Raw genomic sequence first — 22,438 nt, forward strand, 5'->3', positions numbered from 1 at the left:
GAGAATAATCACGTTGGGTGCGTTTGAACTCAGTCATCATCACGTTCTCCGGATTTAAGTCAGGAACGTGTCAACGCTATTCAGGACGGGTCAAACGCATAAAAAAAGCCCTCATCAGAGGGCTTTTTCTTTCGTATCCCAGCCAGGCGACGCGCCGCCGAGTACTGCGCCGATACTAATGTTTAATCATTGCCAAACAGATCGCGTGTATAAACTTTCTCTTCCACGTCCGCTAACTCTTCAGCCATACGGTTAGAGATAATGACATCCGCTTCCTGTTTAAAGGCGTCCAGATCGCGCACCACGCGAGAGTTGAAGAATTCATCCTCCTTCATCACCGGCTCATAAATAATGACCGGAATACCCTTCGCCTTGATGCGCTTCATAATCCCCTGAATCGATGACGCGCGGAAATTATCAGAACCGGACTTCATAATCAGCCGGTAAACCCCCACCACCTTCGGCTTGCGGGCCAGAATCGAGTCGGCAATAAAGTCTTTACGCGTACGGTTGGCATCAACGATAGCACCAATGATGTTGTTCGGTACCGACTCATAGTTCGCCAGCAGTTGCTTGGTGTCTTTCGGCAGGCAGTAGCCGCCATAGCCAAACGATGGGTTGTTATAGTGATTGCCGATGCGCGGATCCAGACATACACCCTCGATAATCTGACGGGAGTTCAGCCCCAGGCTTTCCGCATAGCTGTCCAGCTCGTTAAAGTAAGCCACACGCAGCGCCAGATAGGTATTCGCGAACAGCTTGATAGCTTCCGCTTCGGTCGAATCAGTAAACAGCGTTGGGATATCTTTCTTAACCGCACCTTCCTGCAGCAGCGCCGCAAAACGCTCAGCGCGTTCTGAACGCTCACCGATAACGATGCGGGATGGGTGCAGGTTGTCATACAACGCACGCCCTTCGCGCAGGAACTCTGGCGAGAAGAAGATGTTATCGATGCCCAGTTGCTCTTTAATAGAATTGGTAAAACCAACCGGGATGGTTGATTTGATAATCATCACCGCTTTCGGATTGATTTCCGTTACGTCGCGGATAACCGATTCAACGCTTGAAGTATTGAAGTAGTTGGTTTTCGGATCGTAGTCAGTCGGCGTAGCAATAATCACGAAATCAGCATCACGATAAGCGTCATGCTTATCGGTCGTTGCGCGGAAATTAAGCGACTTTGTTGCCAGATACTCTTCAATCTCTTTATCGACAATCGGCGATTTCTTCTGATTCAGCATATCGACTTTGGCCTGCACGATATCCAGCGCTACCACTTCGTGGTGTTGGGCAATCAGAATGCCGTTAGACAAACCTACGTAACCTGTTCCTGAAATAGTTATCTTCATTCGTTGTGTAACTTCTTCTGGTTAAACATGTAAGAGTGAACACGTCGCCGGTAGGTTGGCGTATCGGGTCAGCATAACGCCAGTATATCGTGATTTAGTGCAACGCCGGCTATCAGACCTGACTGAATCCCATTTTTTGGCAATAAAAAAGCCCGGAGGAGCGCTCCGGGCCTGCATTTAGCGGTGGGTTAATTCAGATTAATCCAGCCATTCGGTGTGGAACACACCTTCTTTGTCAGTACGTTTATAAGTATGCGCACCGAAGTAGTCACGCTGAGCCTGAATCAGGTTCGCTGGCAGTACCGCAGAACGGTAGCTGTCGTAGTACGCGACGGCTGCAGAGAAGGTTGGAACCGGAATACCGTTCTGAACCGCATAGGCAACTACGTCACGGAGCGCCTGCTGGTATTCGTCAGCGATATTTTTGAAGTATGGTGCCAGCAGCAGGTTAGCAATGCCTTTATTTTCAGCATAGGCGTCGGTGATTTTCTGCAGGAACTGTGCACGAATGATGCAGCCCGCGCGGAAGATCTTCGCGATTTCGCCGTAGTTCAGATCCCAGTTGTATTCGTCGGACGCAGCACGCAGCTGAGAGAAGCCCTGTGCGTAGGAGACAATTTTACCCAGGTACAGTGCGCGACGCACTTTCTCAACGAACTCAGCTTTATCGCCAGCCAGTTTAGCCTGCGGGCCAGACAGCACTTTAGATGCCGCAACGCGCTGGTCTTTCAGGGAGGAGATATAACGTGCGAAAACGGATTCGGTGATCAGGGACAGCGGTTCGCCCAGATCCAGAGAGCTCTGGCTGGTCCACTTACCGGTACCTTTGTTCGCCGCTTCGTCCAGAATCACATCAACCAGGTATTTACCTTCTTCGTCTTTCTTGGTGAAGATATCTTTGGTGATGTCGATCAGGTAGCTGCTCAGCTCGCCTTCGTTCCACTCGGTAAATGTGGTCGCCAGCTCTTCATTAGACAGATTCAGGCCGCCTTTCAGCAGGGAGTATGCTTCAGCAATCAGCTGCATGTCGCCGTACTCGATACCGTTGTGGACCATCTTCACGTAGTGACCTGCACCGTCAGCGCCGATGTAGGTAACACATGGTTCGCCATCTTCAGCAACCGCAGCAATCTTAGTCAGGATTGGCGCAACCAGTTCGTACGCTTCTTTCTGGCCACCAGGCATAATGGATGGGCCCTTCAGCGCGCCCTCTTCACCACCGGAAACACCGGTACCGATGAAGTTGAAGCCTTCAGCAGACAGTTCACGGTTACGACGAATGGTGTCCTGGAAGAAGGTGTTGCCACCATCAATGATGATGTCGCCCTTATCAAGGTATGGCTTCAGGGAATCGATGGCAGCATCGGTGCCAGCGCCCGCTTTCACCATTAACAGGATACGACGTGGGGTTTCAAGAGACTCGACGAACTCCTTGACCGTATAGTGAGGAACCAGCTTCTTGCCTGGGTTCTCAGCGACAACTTCTTCGGTTTTTTCACGGGAGCGGTTGAAGATGGAGACGGTATAACCACGGCTTTCGATGTTGAGCGCCAGGTTGCGCCCCATCACTGCCATACCGACTACGCCGATCTGTTGCTTGGACATTACATACTCCTGTCAGGGGATGGATATCATGCCTTAATCGTTTAAGCATGATAGATAATTAGGATATTAACATTAAATATGACTACCGCGCGATAGCCCCTTTATACATAAGATGTCTTAAAGAAATAGAAATGTGTACAAACAAACCGATTAATCAATGATCTTATGAACCATAATATTAAGAATTCAGTGTGGCAATCAGAATAATTTAAGCATATGTTTACGATAAATATATATAATGCTTTTTAGATGCCACATAAAGTTCTTGCTAAATATTTTTCTATTATCATTCTGGCTAAAGTGAATTGCCTTTACATCCGGTATGTAATATAGATCATGCCCATTTTTTTTTGCACGCATACAGATATCAATATCTTCGCAGTACATAAAAATATTTTCATCAAAACCATTGATTTCATTAAAAACGGAAATTCTTACACCCAGAAAAGAACCAGCACACCAATCAACTATCTGATGAGTAGAAAAGTCTCTCCTATCTATAATGCTTTTATTATATCCCAAAAAGAAAGAGGTAAAAAAATCAACAAGCTTTGGAAAATGTCGAACGGAAGGATCACGAATCGTCATATCCATATCTTTATACAAATCTATCGTAAATAGATCATAGTTTTTATTTATTAATATTTCCGATAACTTCGCTATTTCGTTAGCATCAATCAAAACATCAGGGTTTAGCATTAGAATATAATCATTATCATTTACTTTAAACTGCTCGCAAATAGACTTCGCAGCGAGGTTATTATTCCTAGCAAATCCGGAGCATTTATCTGATGGAAGATAAAAAACACGCTTTCTCTCACAATAATCACGAAGAGCAACGCTATTAACATTATCTTTAATGTAAACTCGAAAAATATCTAATGCCAGAGAGCTTGAATCAAAAAGTTTATTAATTAGTGAAAAAATATACTTATCATGATAGTGACTAACAACTATAATATGTATCATATTTATTTATTTATTGCATCAAATAATGATCTGAAATATAGTCTAATATAGTTCGCGTCTTTTTTATAGACACAAAGAATAATTTGATGAATTAATGAAAAGATGACTTCCCGCATAGCTAATAATTTCGGAACATGAACCATTTTGAACAAACAAAATCCGTTCCTTACTCTATAGTAGCGCCTATTCGCGGAATGAACAGGGATCACTAGTCCGAACATATTAATATGTTCATCACCTATTTCATGTTCCATAATAACATTCGGTGTGACATAAACTCCATACCCTCGGGATATCATTCGTAGACACCATTCAGTATCTACATAATCAATAAATAATTGTTCATTCATCAAACCGCTACCATCGAGCAACACAGAATTTTCCATTAGGCAACCCGAGGCTATAACACAGGAAACATCGAAAGGTTGACTGTCGGTAACATCCGGAATTATTTTTTCTCTTAAGCCTAGTTTATTAAGACGTATGACCGGATAAATTTTACCATATCGGTTATCACGCAGCGTTGGTCCTAATGCAGCTATTTTCCTTTGACCTTTTATGCATAAAAAATCTTTAACCATCTGATTAACAAAATCGTTTGGTATTTTACTATCCTGGTCAAAGAAAAGACTGAATTGAGCATTAGACTCTATTGACTTATGTATGCCAATATTCTGAGCTGCCGCAATACCAACATTACCCGGTAAAAAAATCACTTCCAAATTGTGATAAATCGATTTTAATCTTTTAATTTCAGATGAATTAGTACTGCCATTATCAACAATAATCACATTGAAAGCCTGAGAACATAACTCAGATATTAATATAGATAATTTTTCTATGATTGGGTTAAATGTGACTATTATCGATGAAACACTCATTTTATCAAAATCCATTACGCCCTTCATTTTCAATTATTTCATTTATAATCGAATTACTTCCCCACAAGGCCGGAGAATCATATTCCCTCACTGGAAAAACATTATATTCCGGTACTATCTTCAAATTATTTTCAGTAATAAATGACTCTACAACCGTACGTAGACTACGAGGTTTACCAGTACAGCAGTTAATAATGCCAAGAATATCTTTCTGTACAGTCGCGGCCGATATTTGCTTTGCCAGTTCTTTTATTGTTATGAAATCATAAAGCATCTCACCACTATTCAGCGGAAATGTATTTCTCCCATCTTTTTCAGCTTTAAGTATTTTTGCGAATATAGAATTGCTATGACAGTCATCACCTGTAATATAATACATACGTAGCCATTTAATGTTTACATGTGATTTTTGCATCTCATACATGCACAATTGGCGAAGAAAGTTTTTAGCAATACCATATGGATTACTAGGATTACATGCTGTGTTTTCAGTAATTTCACCAACATGATAACCTACTTCATGCATGGTCCCAGCAATGGAAATATTAGTAATACCTGCATTAATTAGTGATTTGATAAAATGATAATGCTTCATAACATTATCGATATGGCTAGGATCATGATGGTTAAAACCTGCAGTCCATGCTAAATGAAGAACAGCATCAAATCCTTTAAACGAAGATAATATTACTTCTTCAGATACATTTAAAATATCTAACTCAATATTATTTGCACCCAAGACAGGAGCAGAACCAGGATAAATGATCGCTGTAACCTCAAAGTTCATATCCAACAATTGGCTAAGAACATGTCGTCCGATATAACCACCTGCGCCAGTAATAGCAATTTTTATCATTTTCTATTCTTCTTGGATTGGAATTGTTTGATACATTTTTTTGTAAACAAGTATGGCCCACGTAATCTTTTGGCCAATTTTGGATGTTTATAGATTAATCTTTGCTTAAACACGCTGAGACTTAATCTTACACATCCACTTAAAATAGATAACATTGAATGTTCATATCCATTTTTCGTTCCAAAAATATTTTTTAGGCTTGTATACTGCCAATTGACATCCCCCGTAGGTAGAGTCGACATTATTTTTTGGAGTTTAAGCTCTAACTTTACATAATTCCTCTCTGCTTGCTTTGCCGTCATCACATTATAAATACTATACCCTTCATTTTTTGAAGCATAACAAATAAGACGACCAAAGACAGATGCCATATATCTATCATTACAAACTATTTCATCACTAAGAGCTTCCGACGTCCAGTTATGTTTGAAAAGAGAGCGGAGAGCCGGTGGTTTAAACCAAAACATTGAACCATATACGGCCATCGGGGTATCAGTATCCAGTGGGACAGTGATACCTAACTCTTTACATAACTGCCCTACCTGAGGTTTAGTCTCACCCCATGCATGCCCCATTGTCGGGAGTCCAATATGCATAATGGGAGGACATACAATGCCAACATCTGCACTATGCTGCATCAGTTTCAATACGTTACATATATATTCTGGGGTGGCCAGTAAATTTTCAAGGCATTGCTGCTTGACCATGTCTATTTTTTTAACTTGATGCCATTCGGAATTATAATGCTGTACAGATAAGGTATGTAATCGGCAAATATACTCATATTTATCATTTAACCCAACGTCGTTGAATGTAATGAACAATGTAGATATATCATTGCATACAGTTTTATCTACAATTCTGATATCAGTTAATACATCAATCTCATACGCAAATTTTTTTAGGATGTTAATGTCACACTCATTTGGAGTAGAGATATATAAATCAAATGGAATTGGTATTTTTTTAATAAATAGATATAATTCGTTCCAACTTTCAATATTATCAACATGTACAATGACTGCAACGTTTTCTTTTGTTTCTACATTGCAGTCATCAAGATAGTAATCTGTAGGCAGAATCCGAAGTTGTTCCAGATTTGAATATAAATCTCTTGGTTTTACTGATCTGTTAACATTTTGAATTATTAAATCGAGATTATAGTCACTCGTTTTTTTAATAACATCCAATGTTTCACGAAGATCAACATAATTATCTTCCATCCATACAGGATCATGAAAGAAAAGCCTACGCTTCAATATAGGACTTCGATTTAGTATAGTTTCTCTTATATCAAAAAAGGTCGGATACACCGAAGGATAATCTTTTTCATTTATATATACAGAAGAGCTAAAACCTCTCTCTTCAAAATACGATGTAAAACGAGATTCATGGGTTAAAACTGAATCCTCATAACTATTAATCATTGGCATTTCTAGCCAATATTTTCTGAATTCAAGAGAGGACAGCATTTTACTACGTATTGCTATAAAATGTGATTGTATATGTCTCGGCAAAGTTCCACGACCAGTGAAAGGATTCGGTGTGATTTCGCTATGGTCACTAATCCCCCAGAAATCACATGTTCTTTTATCCATTTCATTAAATAACTCTGAAAATGGGAAAATTGGACCGAAGAACGTGTAATTTAATAAAATCACTTCATCATAAGAACTGGTTAGCTGGTCATAACCAATTAACTCTAATCCCTCTTTATAGCCCCAGACATCAAAACCAATATTCTCTCTACAAAAGATCTTAACACCAATACTTTCAAGCTTAGCACGTCCAGATTCAGTAATTGGTGAATTGCATACTACAATGATATCTTTTACGAATTCTTGAAGTGCTGATAATTTGAATGGAATATAATCATCGACTTCACCAACGGCATCATAGAAGAGATAAAAAGCGATCCTACGCATTTATTACACCACTTCCTTATGTAAATATCGGTTAATAATCTCACCCGGCTCACCATCAGCTATAATTCGTCCATGATCAACCCAAATAACCCGATTACAGAGTTCAAGTAAAAGTTCCATTTGGTGAGAAACGAACACCATAATATTCGAATCTTCAATCATAGATTTCATTCGCTCTTGTGCTTTTATGATGAAATCAGCATCCCCGCCAGCAAAAAGTTCATCGAGAATTAATATATCAGGCTTAACTGCTGTAGCTATAGAGAATGCTAGTTTCATGTACATACCCGTAGAGTAATATTTAACAGGCATATCAATAAACTGTTCTAATTCCGAGAATTTTATTATATCTGATTCTATTTCTTTTATCTTTTTTATTGAGTAACCTAAAATAGTACCATTCAAATATATATTTTCTCTCCCACTTAACTCGGGGTTAAAGCCAGCACCGATCTCAAGTAGGGGCGCAATCATCCCATTTATATTTATCTGACCTGTAGTCGGGGTATATATTCTACATAGCACTTTTAAAAGTGAACTTTTCCCCGCGCCATTATGGCCGATTATTCCAAGTCGTTCACCATGATGTATATGAAGATTTATATCATTGAGCGCAACGAATTTGTTTGACGCTATTTTGTTGGCATTTTTAAATACATTTGAAAATAGCTCTTTGACACTAGAACTTTTATTATGATAAAGCTTAAATTCCAGCCCGACGTTTTTCAAGATGATTTCTGAATTCATATTTATAACCTGAAAATTACTTTCGCTTCGTTACGCATAAAGAAATACACGCCACATATAAGGCTAACAAATGCAAGAACAACGCAAATAATCAAAGTTGGTATACTCGGCATTTCACCCAAATAAATTGGTGCACGGAATAACTCAATAAAATAATAAATAGGATTCCAATGAAATATGAAATGAAGCTTTGAAGGTATGGCCTCTATTGGATATATGATTGGCGTTGCAAAATACATAGCCTGGAGAAATACAACTATCAAATGTTGAATATCTCTAAAATATACCGTCACTATAGAAAGTATAAAAGCCAACCCCAATACAAACATTGTCAATAATAAAAATGCGGCGGGAAGAAATAACAAAGCAATAGATATTTTTGCCCCAATTATAAGAGCTATCACAAAAAGACAAATAGTACTTAAGAATGAGTCAATTAGTGTTGTTACAACGACTGATATTACAAATAGTTGTTTCGGTAAATATATCTTCTTAAATAATGACTCATTCAAAATAAGGGATGATGAGCCAAAATTCATGGAATTTGAAAATATAGTCCATGGAATCATCGCAGCAAACAGAAAAATAGCATAATCATTTACTTGAAACTTCATTACAAATGAAAATACCACTGCAATTATCGTCATGTTCAATAACGGATTCAATAGCGTCCACAGAAAACCAAAAAAAGTTCTTCGGTAACGCATTGTAATCTGCTGGTGAATTAATTGTCGAAGTACTTGGCGATACTTAAAAATATCATTGATAAATAAATTCATATTTTTGCTTTAGCATTCAGAATGTTATTGATAGATTGCTTTATTCCATTTGAAAAACCGGAACGATTATAACCTAAACTTTCTAATTTTTCACAGTTGAGAACACTATATGGAGGCCTTACCGCTGCCGTTTTATAATTGTCAGAACTAACACATGAAATTCTATCACCAGTGTATCCAAGTCGTTTAGATATTTCGCAAGAAAAATCATACCAACTCATTATAGTATCACCACAGTAATGGAAAACTCCAGGAGTTAGTTTATCATCACGTATGATATCAATGATCAACTTAGCCAAATCAGGAGCATATGTCGGGGCACCTATTTGATCTCCTACAACACGTATATCTATATTCTTTGACAATAATCCTAAGATTGTTTTCAGAAAATTTTGACCATACTCGCTATACACCCATGATGTTCTTATAATTATTGCATTTTGGTGATTAGCAAGTACAGCTAATTCACCATATAGTTTGGTCTTCCCATAAATATTTAGCGGATTTGTAGCCGAAGTTTCTTTATAAGGTTCCGTACTTTTACCATCAAAAACATAATCAGTAGATAAATGAATAAGCTTTGATTTATACTTTTCTGCTGCTTGCGCAATATACTTAGCACCTAAATGATTTACCCTCTCAAAACCATCAATATCACTTTCAGCAGCATCAACAGAAGTACAAGCAGCAGCATTAATAATAACATCAGGTCTGATTTCAGAAACCACATTATGCACATTGATTTCATTTCCAACATCTAACGTATTTTTATCCGCAGATATAACAGACCATTCATTTGGTATTTTATTAGTAAAACTTTGCCCAAGTTGCCCTTTTATACCGGTTAATAATATTTTCATTTAATTAAATTCATCAATGAGCAGCCATTTAAATCTTTTGCAGACAATTGAGGTTTATCTATAGGCCATGTAATACCAACACTCGGATCGTTCCAAGATAAGCATCCCTCGTACTCTGGATAATAATAATCCGTACATTTGTATTCAAAATCAGCCGTATCGCTAATTACACAGAAACCATGAGCCAATCCTGGTGGAATCCATAACTGTGATTTATTTTCCGATGAAAGGAGTACCCCCACCCATTTACCAAATGTTGGAGACTCTGGCCTAATATCAACAGCGACATCAAATACTGTACCGCTAACCACACGAACTAATTTACCTTGTGGTTTTTCTTTCTGAAAGTGAAGTCCTCGTAGAACATTTTTGGCTGATCGAGAGTGATTATCTTGGACAAAATCCAGATCAATATTTAACATTTCTTGATAACGTTTTTTTTCATACGTTTCAAGGAAAAAGCCTCGTTCATCACCAAAGACTTTAGGTTCTATGATTTTTACGTCTTGGATAATTGTGTCTATAACTTTCAATTGTGCATCCTTCTTAGAAAGACATTTCGTTGTATTCATTAAAATTATCTATCTATCGCTAAATAATTGTTTAAGAAAGTTTAAATCTAGAATAAATTATCTTTCCTCATCAATTAACGAACGCAAATATCGGCCGTAGTCATTTTTCGAAAATTTATTCATTTGTTCAATTAATTGTTCTTTTGCCAGCCATCCTTTACGGAATGCGATCTCTTCCAAGCAAGCGACCTTCATACCCTGCCGTTTTTCAATCGTATGAATAAACTGCGAGGCTTCTATCAAACTATCGTGCGTCCCGGTATCCAGCCATGCAAATCCACGGCCGAGTAGTTCAACTTGAAGTTCTCCGCGCTCAAGATACATTTGGTTGAGCGTGGTAATTTCAAGTTCGCCCCTAGAAGATGGTTTTACTTGTTTAGCCATTTCCACCACATTATTGTCGTAAAAATAAAGGCCTGTAACGGCCCAACTTGACTTTGGCTTAATTGGTTTTTCTTCTATTGAGATTGCTTTTGAATTTTCATCAAACTCAACAACTCCAAAACGTTCAGGGTCTAAAACCTGATAGCCAAAAACTTTAGCACCACTGCTTAGTTGAGCAGCTAACTCTAGTTTTTTGCCGAAACTCTGACCGAAATAAATATTATCGCCAAGAACAAGTGCACATGGCTCATTATTAATGAACTCTTCTCCAATGATAAACGCTTGTGCAAGCCCATCAGGTGAAGGCTGAATTTCATATGATAAGTTAATGCCAAATTGTGAGCCATCACCAAGTAAGCGCTTAAACGATGGCATATCCTCAGGAGTTGTAATGATCAAGATTTCACGTATGCCAGATAACATCAGCACCGAGATTGGATAGTAAATCATCGGTTTATCATATACAGGCAAAAGCTGTTTAGATACACCTTGAGTAATAGGGTAAAGACGAGTACCTGACCCGCCTGCAAGAACAATACCTTTCATTATCTATTCCTTTAATTAATCCATCAAACCCAAACGTTCTCCTGAATAGGATCCATCAATTACACGCATCCACCAATTTTCATTATTTAAATACCAATTTACCGTTTTATGGATACCTGATTCAAATGTTTCTTGCGGAGTCCAACCTAAGTCTTTTTTTATTTTTGTCGCATCAATTGCATATCGAAGATCATGCCCAGGGCGATCTGCAACATAGACTATAAGATCCGAAAAACTATTAATGTTTGCTGGTTTTTCACCGATTACTTCATCAAGAATTTTGCAAATAGTTTCGACGACTTCAATGTTTTTTCGCTCATTATGGCCACCGATATTATAGGTTTCGCCATCATCCCCCTCCGTAATAACCTTATATAATGCGCGAGCATGATCTTCGACATATAACCAGTCACGAATCTGCTCACCATTTCCATACACCGGTAACGGTTTTCCACTAAGAGCGTTAAGAATAACTAATGGTATTAACTTTTCTGGGAAATGATATGGTCCATAATTATTAGAACAGTTGGTTACAATTGCTGGCATGCCGTAGGTCCGTCGCCAAGCACGCACAAGATGATCACTTGAAGCCTTTGAAGAGGAGTACGGACTACTTGGAGAATATGAAGTTTTCTCTGTAAACAGTGGTAACGTAGTATCCTTTGGCATCTCATCTGGATGAGGTAAGTCACCATATACTTCATCCGTGGAAATATGATGGAAACGAAACGCTATTTTTTTGTATTGGTCCAGTGATTGCCAATATTTACGAGTTTCTTCTAATAAGACGTAAGTCCCGATAATATTAGTTTCAATAAATTTTGCAGGCCCAGTAATTGAACGATCAACATGGCTTTCAGCAGCAAGGTGCATCACCGCATCTGGTTTGTATGTGGAAAAAATTCGAGCTAAAGCCTCGGCATCGCAGATATCGGCCCGCTCAAATGAATATCGCTCACTATTCTCAACATCAACTAAAGATTCAAGATTTCCAGCATAAGTCAATTTATCAACATTAATAACGGAATCCGGAGTATTATGAATAATGTGGCGTACAACAGCTGACCCAATAAAGCCTGCCCCGCCAGTAACCAGTATTTTCACGTTAAATATCCACAATCGTTTAAATTAAAAAATAATTAGAGGTAGACCAAAAATACCTCTATCAAAACACGCTACCGCCCCTGGCTCAACAGCAACCAGTACACTGACTAAAATGTTGATGTTAATAGATACTAACAGCAACAAATCAAATTTTCGTTATGTACCCAACTATTAACTGCTATGTCTTTTCTTCTTCAATCTTTAAGCCCCGAGCCTTCTCTAATTAGCTGCTCACAGGTATTGCCTATTAGTTTAGGGTACGACTCAAACCAGTCCTACAAAAGCAAAACGGCAGTGAGAAAAATCTTCAGTATACATACATATACTCGTTCTCATCTGCCATTAATAATTTCTTTAATGCGTAGCCCCTATGGCGCTACCAGCAGCTTCTCAATCCCTTTCCTGAACTTCGCTCCATCCTTCAGATTCCGCAGCCCATACTGCACAAACGCCTGCATATATCCCAGCTTCTTCCCACAGTCATAGCTCTCACCGGTCATCAGCATCGCATCAACAGACTGCTTCTTAGCCAGTTCAGCAATAGCATCGGTCAGTTGAATACGTCCCCATGCGCCCGGCACGGTCTTAGCAAGTTCAGCCCAGATATCAGCGGAAAGAACATAACGCCCTACAGCCATCAGATCGGAGTCCAGCGTTTGCGGTTGATCCGGTTTTTCGATGAAATCGATGATACGGCTCACCTTACCTTCAACATCCAGAGGCTCTTTTGTCTTAATGACGGAGTATTCAGACAGGTCACCCGGCATGCGTTTTGCCAGCACCTGGCTACGCCCCGTTTCATTGAAACGCGCCACCATTGCGGCAAGGTTATAGCGAAGCGGGTCAGCGCTTGCGTTGTCCAGCACGATGTCCGGCAGCACAACCACAAACGGGTTATCGCCAACGATCGGATGGGCGCAAAGGATTGAGTGTCCCAGGCCCAGCGGTTGAGCCTGACGAACGTTCATGATGGTAACGCCAGGAGGACAGATAGACTGAACTTCAGCCAGCAGTTGACGTTTTACACGTTGTTCCAGCAGCGCTTCCAGTTCGTACGAGGTGTCAAAGTGGTTCTCCACCGAGTTCTTCGATGCATGCGTCACCAGAACGATCTCTTTGATACCTGCAGCAACCACTTCGTCAACGATATACTGAACCATTGGCTTGTCGACGATCGGCAGCATCTCTTTGGGAATCGCCTTCGTGGCAGGGAGCATATTCATGCCCAGACCCGCAACCGGAATGACTGCTTTCAAATTAACCATTATCTTGTCCACCTATATTCGGTTGCTGAATTATAGCGATTAAACATGTTTAATCCACCCTGTTTTCTCATAGTATCTCTTTAGGTTAGGCGAAATCTCTGGATGTAATCCGAGAATGGGAAAGGAAGTGGCCGTTAGCGGCGCGGCAGCGGAAAATTAAGCCGTTCAGAATTAACAACATGTTGATCGATAAGGTCGATATCCACCGACGGCTGTCCCTTCTCGTTAACAGCGTTGACGTGCGCCAGCGACAGCAGTGTGTCCTGTTTGGCCATAAATTTACCGCGCACATCCTTACGCAAGTCAAAGTTGAGCGACAGCGCTGGCTCCCGCGATGCTACCTGCATCACATTGATATTGCGCATAAAAATATGCTGTGGCTTGTTGTGTAGTGCCAGCGAGGCGTAGCGCAGATTCAGGTTGGTGATAGAGACGAAAGACTGTGCGTTACCGGAGGAGATCTGGATCCCCCGCAGGTTAGTCCCCGCCTTCTCATTATTCATCTGTATATTATTCAACCGGAAATTTTGCGGTATCGACAAATAGTTACCTTTGATAACACCATAGCCAATCAGCATTCCCGCGCTATTAACCATATCGACACCATCGATAACGAAATTATCACATCCGTAGATCGCCACGGTGGCGTTATCTATTCCCGCCTGCTTGCTGAATTCCGGGGTGATATTACTGGCCTTGACGTTGCGAATAATAAAATGCTTTCCGTTCTCAACGTGCACCAGTTGGCGGCAGTTGCTGCCGGTGATGTTGGCAACAACGAAGTGCTTCACCGCCTGGTCTTCCGGATAGCCGTTATCGTAGGTGCTTCCCGCCAGCCCAATGCCTATCCCCCAGTTCACCTTGCCGTTGGTGCAGTCGATATGGTCGATGACATGGTCAGAAATGAGGATATTGCTGTCGTTTATCGCCACGTTCCATTCGATAGCGTCGCCCTGTAGGTAGCTGAAATGGCAGTGGGTGATGCTGACGTCCTGCCACTGGTTGTGGTAGCCCTGGCGGAGAATGCCGTAGTTCGCTTTGGTGACGGTAAGGCGAGTGATGGTCAGATTTTGCATCTGCTGCTTGTCTTTGCCGCCGATAAATATCTGCGCCACCGGGCCGTAGCCGCTCATGGTCAGCCCCTCGATCGTGCAGTCGCCACCGCGGACGTCGAGGGTGATGTTATAGAGGCTCGCCTCGCCGCTGCCACTAATCTTACAGCCACGCTGGAGGATAAATCGCCCACGGCCGTTGCCCTTTAGCGCCCCGGAAACCGCCAGCGTTTTGCCCGGCGGTATGGTGATGGCGGTATTGATGTTGTCGCATACCACGCCAGCGGGAACGGAGACCGTATCCGCCTCGCTGAAAGCCTCGTTAAACGCGCGGATCCAGTCGCCATCGCGATAGAAGTCACGAATATCAGCCGTTGCTGATTGCCCTGCTGCCCGAGCGCGGTCGACAGGCAGCAGCGGCAAGGCGGCCAGCGTCGCGCCGGCCGTCAGAAAGTGTCGTCGGGTTAAAGTACGCATGGCGCCTCCTTAGCAAAGCGTGTGCAGCAGGCGGGCGAGCTGTCGGTTGATCACCTGCTGGTTAAAATCGGTTTCCACTTTTTCACGTGCCCGCTCAAGTACGGGCTGGAGGCTCTGTGCATCCATCCGTCCAAGTGCTTTCAGCTTGTCGGCCAACGCCTGAGCATCGTTCTCGGCCACCAGCCAGCCGGAATTCCCGGACTGAATCAGCTCAGGGATCCCGCTGTGAACGGTCGAGAGCACCGGGATCCCCACCGCCATCGCCTCCATCAGCGCCACCGGAATGCCTTCCATATCACCGTCCGCGCCAGTCACCGACGGCAGCAGGAACACGTCGGCTTCATCGAGCATCCCTTTCACTTCATGGCTCGGTTTAAACCCCGGCATCTCCACGCGGTCTTCTAGCTGATACTGTTCAATCAGGGTGCGTAAACGACGCTCCCATGGGCCGATACCAAGAATGCGGTAGCGAAAGTTGACCCCCTGCGCTTTTAGCTGGCGGCAGGCTTCAATCGCCACATGCAGCCCCTTTTTCTCGGTCAATCGGGCAACGGAGATAATCTGCAGGCAGTCGTCCGGCGCTTTCAAAGGCCGTAGCGAGAAACGGTCCATATTCACCCCCATCCGCGAGACGGTGATTTTATCCGCCGGGCAGCCCATTGCCTGTAGCCGTTCGGCCCACAGCTGGCTAATCGGCAGCATCATGTCGCCGCGGCGAAATAGCTGCTGGTACTCCCCGCCATAGTGGCTGAGTACTTCACGGCTGGAGATATCAATACCGTGGAAAACGGTGGCAATTTTACCGTCAATCACCCCCAGCTCGCGCAGCTTCGCCGCCGTAACGCCCGCCGGGCCGAAGTGGGCGATAAAAACATCGGCGGTTATCGGTGCAGAGGTGCGGCTACAGATAGAAGAGAGAATGAGATTACGCGCCTCCTGGCCGTAGCGACGCGTATTCAGCGCCCGCCAGACGGCGGGACGGTGCAGGCCGCGCAAGGTGCTGAACGCGCGGTAGCGCAGCTTTTCCAGCGCGCTGGCAGGTTCATCCTGCAGCCAGCGGACCTTCTCCGCCAGCCGGTACTGGGTGTAGGCGGCATGGGTGTTGGTGAGGTCGCCCTTTTGCAGCGCGACAATCTCTACCTCATGGCCCATCTCAATAAACGCCACAATCTGGTTCAGGACGAAGGTCTCTGACGATAACGGGAATTTCAGCAGAAAGAAGCTGACTTTCATCGGCCCTCCCGGATACGGCTGAGCACCGATTCGATCATAGTGAAGCCCTTCTGACGCTCGCCTTCTACCGCCGTCGCCACTTTCTCGCCCAGCGCCGGAAGCTGATTGAGGATATCGGCCACCACGCCCTGCATCGAACCATCGAGCAGGTGACGAATGTCGATAGCCATCTCCGGCATCCCGAGCTGCTGCATGATGCCTGCGGATTTGTGTTCGTAGTTAATGGCAATCGCCGGGGTGCCAAAGTTCATGGAGATAATCGCCGAGTGCAGGCGCGTGCCGATGGTCAACTCGCAGGAGGCAAGGATCTTGCCAATCTCCACGTCGTTCAGTTCATCCATGGCGATATGGAAATGCTCACGGTTTTCAACGTACTGCGCCATACGCAATGCCACCATGCGATCATCGCGGTTGTAGCGGTCGATGCTGGTACAGGTCGAGAGCGCCAGTACCTGATAGCCGTCGGCAATCATCCGGTTCACCACCTCGGCAAAGGCTTTTTCGTAGGCCTGCTGCGTGGTGCCAAGGCGTTTATCGAACGGTTCCAGCTCGCGCAAAGTTATAGCGACGGTTTTGCGCTGCGCGGTCAGGTTCAGCCAGTGCTGCACCGCGTAGCTCGGCTCAAAGCTGTCGTTACGATGCTCAACCAGCCAGGCGGTATCGACGCCCTGCTCTACTTTTGATGTATCAATCTCCGCTTTCGCCATCAGCTCACGGCTGACGGTTTCACGCAGGATCAGCGCATTGGTACGGCCAAAGGCGTAGTTCGCCAGCTGGTTAAAGTCCGGGTTCTGGAACGGGCCGACGCTGTGGCCAATCATGTAAATCGGCTTATTGGCCATAAAGGCGCACAGCGGATATTCAAAGTGGGTCAAACCGTAGAGATCGACGTAGTTCGAGCCGCCAACCTGGATAATCGCATCATAGCTGCCGAGGAAGCGCACAAATTCATGGAACTCCGGCGCAATCTCAAAGTTGCGCAGCTTGCCTTCCCCTGTCACCTTCGCCAGCAGGATCTTGTGCTGGAAGCGACGGCGCAGCACCTTCTTCACGCGCCCACTCATGCCCCCTGCCGCCTGCTGCTTCTGGCTCAGTTGGTACAGCGGATCGGCGATAATCTCACGCCCCTGCAACCAGGAGGAACTGATCGGGAAACGGCTCATCACGTCCATTTCTACGTCCGGCTGTTGGCGGACGATGGCATCGAGCAGGCCGCGCATAATGGCGCTATCGCCGCGGTTGCCGCAGGTGTGGTTTCCCAAAATTAATAATTTCATCATGGCCTCATCAAAGGGGTTTCAAGCAAATCAATCAAAAATGCGTCATTGTCGAACGTAGGCCGGATAAGGCAACGCCGCCATCCGGCAATCTGCGCCGGGCTGCCTGATGGCGCTACGCTTATCAGGCCTACATCAACGGTTAATTAGAAACGCGTAGCAGCGTCTTCAGTTTCTGGCTCCGACAGAGCGGTTTTTTAAGTTCAATCAGCAGGCTATTGCGCGACAGCACAATCACCAGCGCAAAGCTCAGTACGCCCACCAGCACCTGTAGCGCCAGCAGCATTGGTAGCGATACGCTGCCAGCCAGCAGTCGCCCGACGGCATAGCTGGTGATAAGCGTCGGCAGCGAAAGCCGGAACGGCAGCCACAGGCTCAGCAGGTAGTCACGGTAGCCCGGCCCCAGCACCGGTTTGATCATCACGAAGTAGCTGAGGATGGTGTTGATGATTTGCACCAGCAGGAAGCCGAGCGTGACGCCAATCGCGCCGCCCATCTCCCCGCCGACAATCACCGCAGGAATAAACAGGAAGGTTTTAAACACGTTGAATTTAAAGCTGATGTCCACCCGCGCTTTCGCCATCAGCAGCGAGCCAATCGGGTTGCCAACAGAACGCAGCAGCCCCACCACGCACAGCAGTTGCAGGATAGGCACGATATGCATCCACTTCTCGCCAAACACCAACGGCACGAAGTTATTGCTCACCACCATCAGCCCCAGCAGCGCTGGAAAGTTGATAATCCCCACCACCGACAGCAGCTTGTAGAAGTTCACCCGCAGCTTGTCGTTGTCGTCCTGAATCTTGGCAAACGCCGGGAACAGCACGCGGGTGATAATCGGGTTAAGCTTCATTGGCGGCACCACCGCCACGTTGTAGGCCAGGTTATAGCCACCCGCCACGCTCGCCCCGAGAATACGTGCCAGGGTCAGGGTAGAAAGGTTGGTGTTGATATAGTTAACGATGCTGTCTGCCGTCAGCCACGCACCAAATCGCAGGTTGGGCATCACGGTAGCCAGCGAAAAATGCAGGCCCGGGTGGTAAATTTTGCGGCCAAAGTAGCCAAACAGCAGCGTCCGCACGGCGCTATTAACCAGGTAACCGAGAATAGCGGTCATCGCCAGCGGCCAGAAGCAGGCGCTGACCACCGTGAAGGTGAAGCCCGACAGTACGGCGGCGGTCTCAATGGAGCCAATCTTGTTGAACTCCAGCTCCTTTTGCATCAAGGCGCGAAACTGCTGACCATGGGGAATCACCACAAACGCCAGCGACAGCGTTTTAATCAGCGGCGCTAAATCCGGGTTATGCAGCAGATTGGCGATGGTGTCGCTCAGCAAATACACCGCCGCAAACACCGCCACCCCCAGCCCCACGTTCAGCCAGTAGAGCGTGGTCAGCTCCAGTTGGCTAATTTCTTTGCGCTGAATAATTGAGTTGGCAATGCCGAAGTCCGACAGCGTGTCCGCCAGCGCGATAATCACCAGCGATACGGTAAGCAGGCCAAACTGGTGGCCGTCAAACAGCCGCGCCAGCACGGTCATCTGCGCCAGCCCGAGGCCAATAATCACCACCGTTGCCATCGCCGACCATTTTGCGCCGTTGATGGTTTTTTCTCGTAAGCCCATGTTGCGTCCTCAATAGGCTGCTTTGTTGACGAAGCCTTTAAACACCGTCAGGAAAACAATTTTGATATCGAGCCACAGGCTCCACTCGCGGATGTACTCGAGGTCGAATTCCACCCGTTTTTCCATTTTTTCCAGGGTGTCGGTCTCGCCGCGCCAGCCGTTGATCTGCGCCCAGCCGGTAATACCGGGCTTCACTTTGTGGCGCAGCATGTAGCCTTCAATGAGCTGACGGTACTGCTCGTTGTGCGCCACGGCGTGCGGGCGCGGGCCAACAATCGACATCCCGCCGGTGAGCACGTTGATAAACTGCGGCAGTTCATCAAGCGAGGTGCGGCGCAGGAAGTTGCCCACACGGGTCACGCGCGGGTCGTTCTGCGTGGCTTGAGTCACCACCTTGTCGTTCTCCATCACCTTCATTGAGCGGAATTTCCACACCTTGATAGGCTTACCGTCCATGCCGTAGCGGGTCTGGCGGAAAATGATTGGCCCTGGCGAACTGAGCTTCACCGCCAGCGCGATGCAGCACAGCGCGGGGGAAATCAGCAGCAGAATGCCGCTCGCCAGCACGATATCTTCCAGTCGTTTCAGGATGCGGTTTACGCCGGAGAGCGGGGTGTCATACAGCGGGACGACGGGAATACCGTTCACCACTTCGACGCGGGAGTGCAGGATGTTGAAGGTGAAGACGTCAGGGATCAGCAGCACGGTGCAGGTGGTGTCCGCTAAGTCGCGTACCAGATTTTTAATCTGGATTTCTTCCTGCATCGCCATGGAGATGTAGACGTTGTGGATTTTACCGCTGCGCGCGTCGTCGAGGAGTTGCTCGAAGTTGCCCATCCAGTCGGTATTCACGCCGCCCGGTTTCGCGTCGTGGTAGCAGCCCACCACCGCATAGCCAAGCCACGGTTGGTTGCGGAAGCTCTCCAGCAGCGCCTGCCCTTCCGGCATATCACCTGCCACCGCCACATAGCGGGTGTTATAGCCACGATGGCGCAGCACGCCCGCGCCATAGCGGATAAACGCCCGGCTGGCCAGCATGCCGATGGTGCTCAGCAGATACCACGCCAGCCACATGGCGAAGTTGGTGTTGAAGTCATCGTTAAACGCCAGCAGGCCGGCGGTAAAGACCAGGCTCAACGTCCAGTTCTGTAACAGCAGTAGCAGCTCGGTAGTGATGCGAACGCCGCGCCATGAGCGATAAAAGTCGGTGATCCCGCCGATCATCTGGAACACCACCAGCGTGACCAGCGCCATCAGCAGATGCAGGTACAAAAACGGCAACGCGACAGCCTGACACACCAGCCACAGCCCACCTATCATGATGGTGATATCTGAAAAACGTTGCACCATGGAGATTAACGATGCATTCGTTTTGGCTCGTTCGCGCTTTTTTAGAGTCGTCATCGTCGGTCCTATATCGTCGTTTTCCCCTCACCCCGGCCCTCTCCCCATAGGGGCGAGGGAGAAAACCGGACGGTTCCCTCTGGGATTGAGGGAGCGCTCCGGACAGTCCCCACTCCCCTGTGGGGAGTGGGTTAGGGTGAGGGGCAGTTGTTACTGATTAAGCAGCGCCAGAATGTCCTGCGTTCGCGCCTGCATCAGCGGCGTATTGCCGCGAGATTCCACGTTCAGGCGCACCACCGGTTCGGTATTTGACGAACGCAGGTTAAAGCGCCAGTCGGCAAACGCCAGGCTAATGCCATCGGTGCGGTCAATCTCCAGCGCGCTGCCGGCAAAGTGGGCTTCCACCCGGGCAATCGCCTCCGACGGCGCTTTCAGCTGGCTGTTGATCTCGCCGCTTGCCGGGAACGCCGCCATGCGGTCATGCACCAGTTGTCCCAGGGTTTGGCCCTTCAGGCACAGCAGTTCACTCACCAGCAGCCACGGGATCATCCCGCTGTCGCAGTAGGCAAAATCACGGAAGTAGTGATGGGCGCTCATCTCGCCGCCGTACACCGCGTCGTCCTTACGCATGCGCTCTTTGATAAACGCATGGCCGGTTTTCGACATCACCGGCGTGCCGCCCGCGGCGGTCACCACGTCAACGGTGTTCCAGGACAAGCGCGGGTCGTGAATAATGCGCGCACCGGGGTTTTTCTCGAGGAAGGCTTCCGCCAGCAGGCCAACGATGTAGTAGCCTTCGATAAACTGCCCTTGTTCATCGAACAGGAAGCAGCGATCGAAATCGCCGTCAAAGGCGATACCCATATCGGCGCCGTACTTCAACACCGCATCGCGGGTGTCGTCACGACACTCCGGCAGCAGCGGGTTAGGAATGCCGTGCGGGAAGTTGCCGTCCGGGTTGTTATGCACCTTAATCAGGCTGACCGGCACGTTCAGCGCCTTAAAGCGGGCTTCCAGCGCATCAATAACCGGGCCCGCCGCACCGTTACCGGAGTTGATAACCAGCTTAAGCGGGGTGAGGTTTTTAACGTCGATATAGCCCAGCAGATGGTCAACGTAGGCATCGCGCAGGTTAATTTGCTGATAGCTGCCGCGTTTTGCGTCGTCTACCGGCGGGAAGAAGTTCTCTTCAGCAAGACGCTGAATGTCGCGCAGCCCGGTATCACCGCTGATAGGACGCGCGCCTTCGCGCACCAGCTTCATGCCGTTATAGTCCATCGGGTTATGGCTGGCAGTCACTTCAATGCCGCCGTCCACACCTAAATGGAAGGTAGCGAAATAGATCTCTTCGGTACCGGCAAGGCCGATATCCAGCACGTCCACGCCCGCATCGCGCAGGCCGCGTGCCAGCGCTAATTTCAGCGCTTCGCTGGTCAGGCGTACGTCGCCGCCCAGCACCACGGTTTTCGGTTTCAGGTATTCGCCATAGGCGCGACCAATACGGCAGGCAATCTCTTCGTTCAGCTCTTCGCCCAGCTTGCCGCGAATGTCATAGGCTTTAAAACAGGTTAGCTTTTTCATGTTTTTAC

At 46.2% G+C, this 22,438-nt stretch carries 19 protein-coding genes; all 19 read right to left on the minus strand.

Annotated features, from left to right (window positions below; all coding sequences use genetic code 11):
- Positions 1 to 182 precede the first annotated feature (182 nt).
- On the minus strand, positions 183 to 1,349 hold the full coding sequence (ugd, locus tag ACLGE8_RS07350; RefSeq protein WP_410997551.1) for a UDP-glucose 6-dehydrogenase: 1,167 nt from the start codon (positions 1,347 to 1,349) through the stop codon (positions 183 to 185).
- Between the two features lie 198 nt (positions 1,350 to 1,547).
- On the minus strand, positions 1,548 to 2,954 hold the full coding sequence (gndA, locus tag ACLGE8_RS07355; RefSeq protein WP_035897610.1) for an NADP-dependent phosphogluconate dehydrogenase: 1,407 nt from the start codon (positions 2,952 to 2,954) through the stop codon (positions 1,548 to 1,550).
- 198 nt (positions 2,955 to 3,152) lie between these two features.
- The gene (locus tag ACLGE8_RS07360; RefSeq protein WP_410997553.1) at positions 3,153 to 3,923 is read right to left on the minus strand and encodes a glycosyltransferase; all 771 of its coding nucleotides are present in this window, start codon (positions 3,921 to 3,923) and stop codon (positions 3,153 to 3,155) included.
- Positions 3,924 to 3,925: 2 nt separating this feature from the next.
- Complete coding sequence (locus ACLGE8_RS07365; protein WP_410997555.1) at positions 3,926 to 4,819, minus strand: rhamnosyltransferase; 894 nt, start codon at positions 4,817 to 4,819, stop codon at positions 3,926 to 3,928.
- Complete coding sequence (locus ACLGE8_RS07370) at positions 4,809 to 5,660, minus strand: NAD-dependent epimerase/dehydratase family protein (RefSeq protein ID WP_410997557.1); 852 nt, start codon at positions 5,658 to 5,660, stop codon at positions 4,809 to 4,811. Before ACLGE8_RS07370 ends, ACLGE8_RS07365 begins: the two co-directional genes overlap by 11 nt.
- Entirely contained in the window at positions 5,657 to 7,585 is a 1,929-nt protein-coding gene (locus ACLGE8_RS07375; protein WP_410997559.1) for a rhamnan synthesis F family protein, read from the minus strand. Before ACLGE8_RS07375 ends, ACLGE8_RS07370 begins: the two co-directional genes overlap by 4 nt.
- 3 nt (positions 7,586 to 7,588) lie before the next feature.
- Entirely contained in the window at positions 7,589 to 8,332 is a 744-nt protein-coding gene (locus tag ACLGE8_RS07380; RefSeq protein ID WP_410997561.1) for an ABC transporter ATP-binding protein, read from the minus strand.
- A gap of 2 nt (positions 8,333 to 8,334) precedes the next feature.
- Complete coding sequence (locus ACLGE8_RS07385) at positions 8,335 to 9,111, minus strand: ABC transporter permease (RefSeq protein ID WP_410997563.1); 777 nt, start codon at positions 9,109 to 9,111, stop codon at positions 8,335 to 8,337.
- Complete coding sequence (gene rfbD / locus ACLGE8_RS07390; RefSeq protein ID WP_410997565.1) at positions 9,108 to 9,971, minus strand: dTDP-4-dehydrorhamnose reductase; 864 nt, start codon at positions 9,969 to 9,971, stop codon at positions 9,108 to 9,110. The genes ACLGE8_RS07385 and rfbD overlap by 4 nt, the downstream gene beginning before the upstream one ends.
- Positions 9,968 to 10,504, minus strand: coding sequence for a dTDP-4-dehydrorhamnose 3,5-epimerase (rfbC, locus tag ACLGE8_RS07395; RefSeq protein ID WP_410997567.1), 537 nt, complete (start codon positions 10,502 to 10,504; stop codon positions 9,968 to 9,970). The genes rfbD and rfbC overlap by 4 nt, the downstream gene beginning before the upstream one ends.
- A 96-nt stretch (positions 10,505 to 10,600) precedes the next feature.
- Positions 10,601 to 11,473, minus strand: a complete 873-nt coding sequence (gene rfbA, locus ACLGE8_RS07400; RefSeq protein ID WP_410997569.1) for a glucose-1-phosphate thymidylyltransferase RfbA — start codon at positions 11,471 to 11,473, stop codon at positions 10,601 to 10,603.
- A gap of 15 nt (positions 11,474 to 11,488) precedes the next feature.
- Positions 11,489 to 12,577 carry a dTDP-glucose 4,6-dehydratase gene (gene rfbB / locus ACLGE8_RS07405; protein ID WP_410997571.1) on the minus strand — a complete coding sequence of 363 codons (1,089 nt, stop codon included), beginning with the start codon at positions 12,575 to 12,577 and terminating at the stop codon, positions 11,489 to 11,491.
- Between the two features lie 368 nt (positions 12,578 to 12,945).
- Complete coding sequence (gene galF / locus ACLGE8_RS07410) at positions 12,946 to 13,842, minus strand: UTP--glucose-1-phosphate uridylyltransferase GalF (protein ID WP_410997573.1); 897 nt, start codon at positions 13,840 to 13,842, stop codon at positions 12,946 to 12,948.
- A gap of 134 nt (positions 13,843 to 13,976) precedes the next feature.
- A complete protein-coding gene (gene wcaM, locus ACLGE8_RS07415) occupies positions 13,977 to 15,371 on the minus strand; it encodes a colanic acid biosynthesis protein WcaM (RefSeq protein ID WP_410997575.1) in 1,395 nt (464 codons plus the stop codon).
- Between the two features lie 9 nt (positions 15,372 to 15,380).
- Complete coding sequence (gene wcaL / locus ACLGE8_RS07420; RefSeq protein WP_410997577.1) at positions 15,381 to 16,604, minus strand: colanic acid biosynthesis glycosyltransferase WcaL; 1,224 nt, start codon at positions 16,602 to 16,604, stop codon at positions 15,381 to 15,383.
- Positions 16,601 to 17,881, minus strand: coding sequence for a colanic acid biosynthesis pyruvyl transferase WcaK (gene wcaK / locus ACLGE8_RS07425; protein ID WP_410997848.1), 1,281 nt, complete (start codon positions 17,879 to 17,881; stop codon positions 16,601 to 16,603). Before wcaK ends, wcaL begins: the two co-directional genes overlap by 4 nt.
- 142 nt (positions 17,882 to 18,023) lie before the next feature.
- Positions 18,024 to 19,505, minus strand: coding sequence for an MOP flippase family protein (locus ACLGE8_RS07430; RefSeq protein ID WP_410997579.1), 1,482 nt, complete (start codon positions 19,503 to 19,505; stop codon positions 18,024 to 18,026).
- 9 nt (positions 19,506 to 19,514) lie between these two features.
- A complete protein-coding gene (gene wcaJ / locus ACLGE8_RS07435; protein WP_410997581.1) occupies positions 19,515 to 20,909 on the minus strand; it encodes an undecaprenyl-phosphate glucose phosphotransferase in 1,395 nt (464 codons plus the stop codon).
- Positions 20,910 to 21,059: 150 nt separating this feature from the next.
- Positions 21,060 to 22,430, minus strand: a complete 1,371-nt coding sequence (gene cpsG, locus ACLGE8_RS07440; RefSeq protein ID WP_410997583.1) for a colanic acid biosynthesis phosphomannomutase CpsG — start codon at positions 22,428 to 22,430, stop codon at positions 21,060 to 21,062.
- Positions 22,431 to 22,438: the final 8 nt, after the last annotated feature.

Origin of the sequence: Kluyvera sp. 142486 (genome assembly GCF_046569695.1) — a bacterium.
Classification (GTDB): domain Bacteria; phylum Pseudomonadota; class Gammaproteobacteria; order Enterobacterales; family Enterobacteriaceae; genus Kluyvera.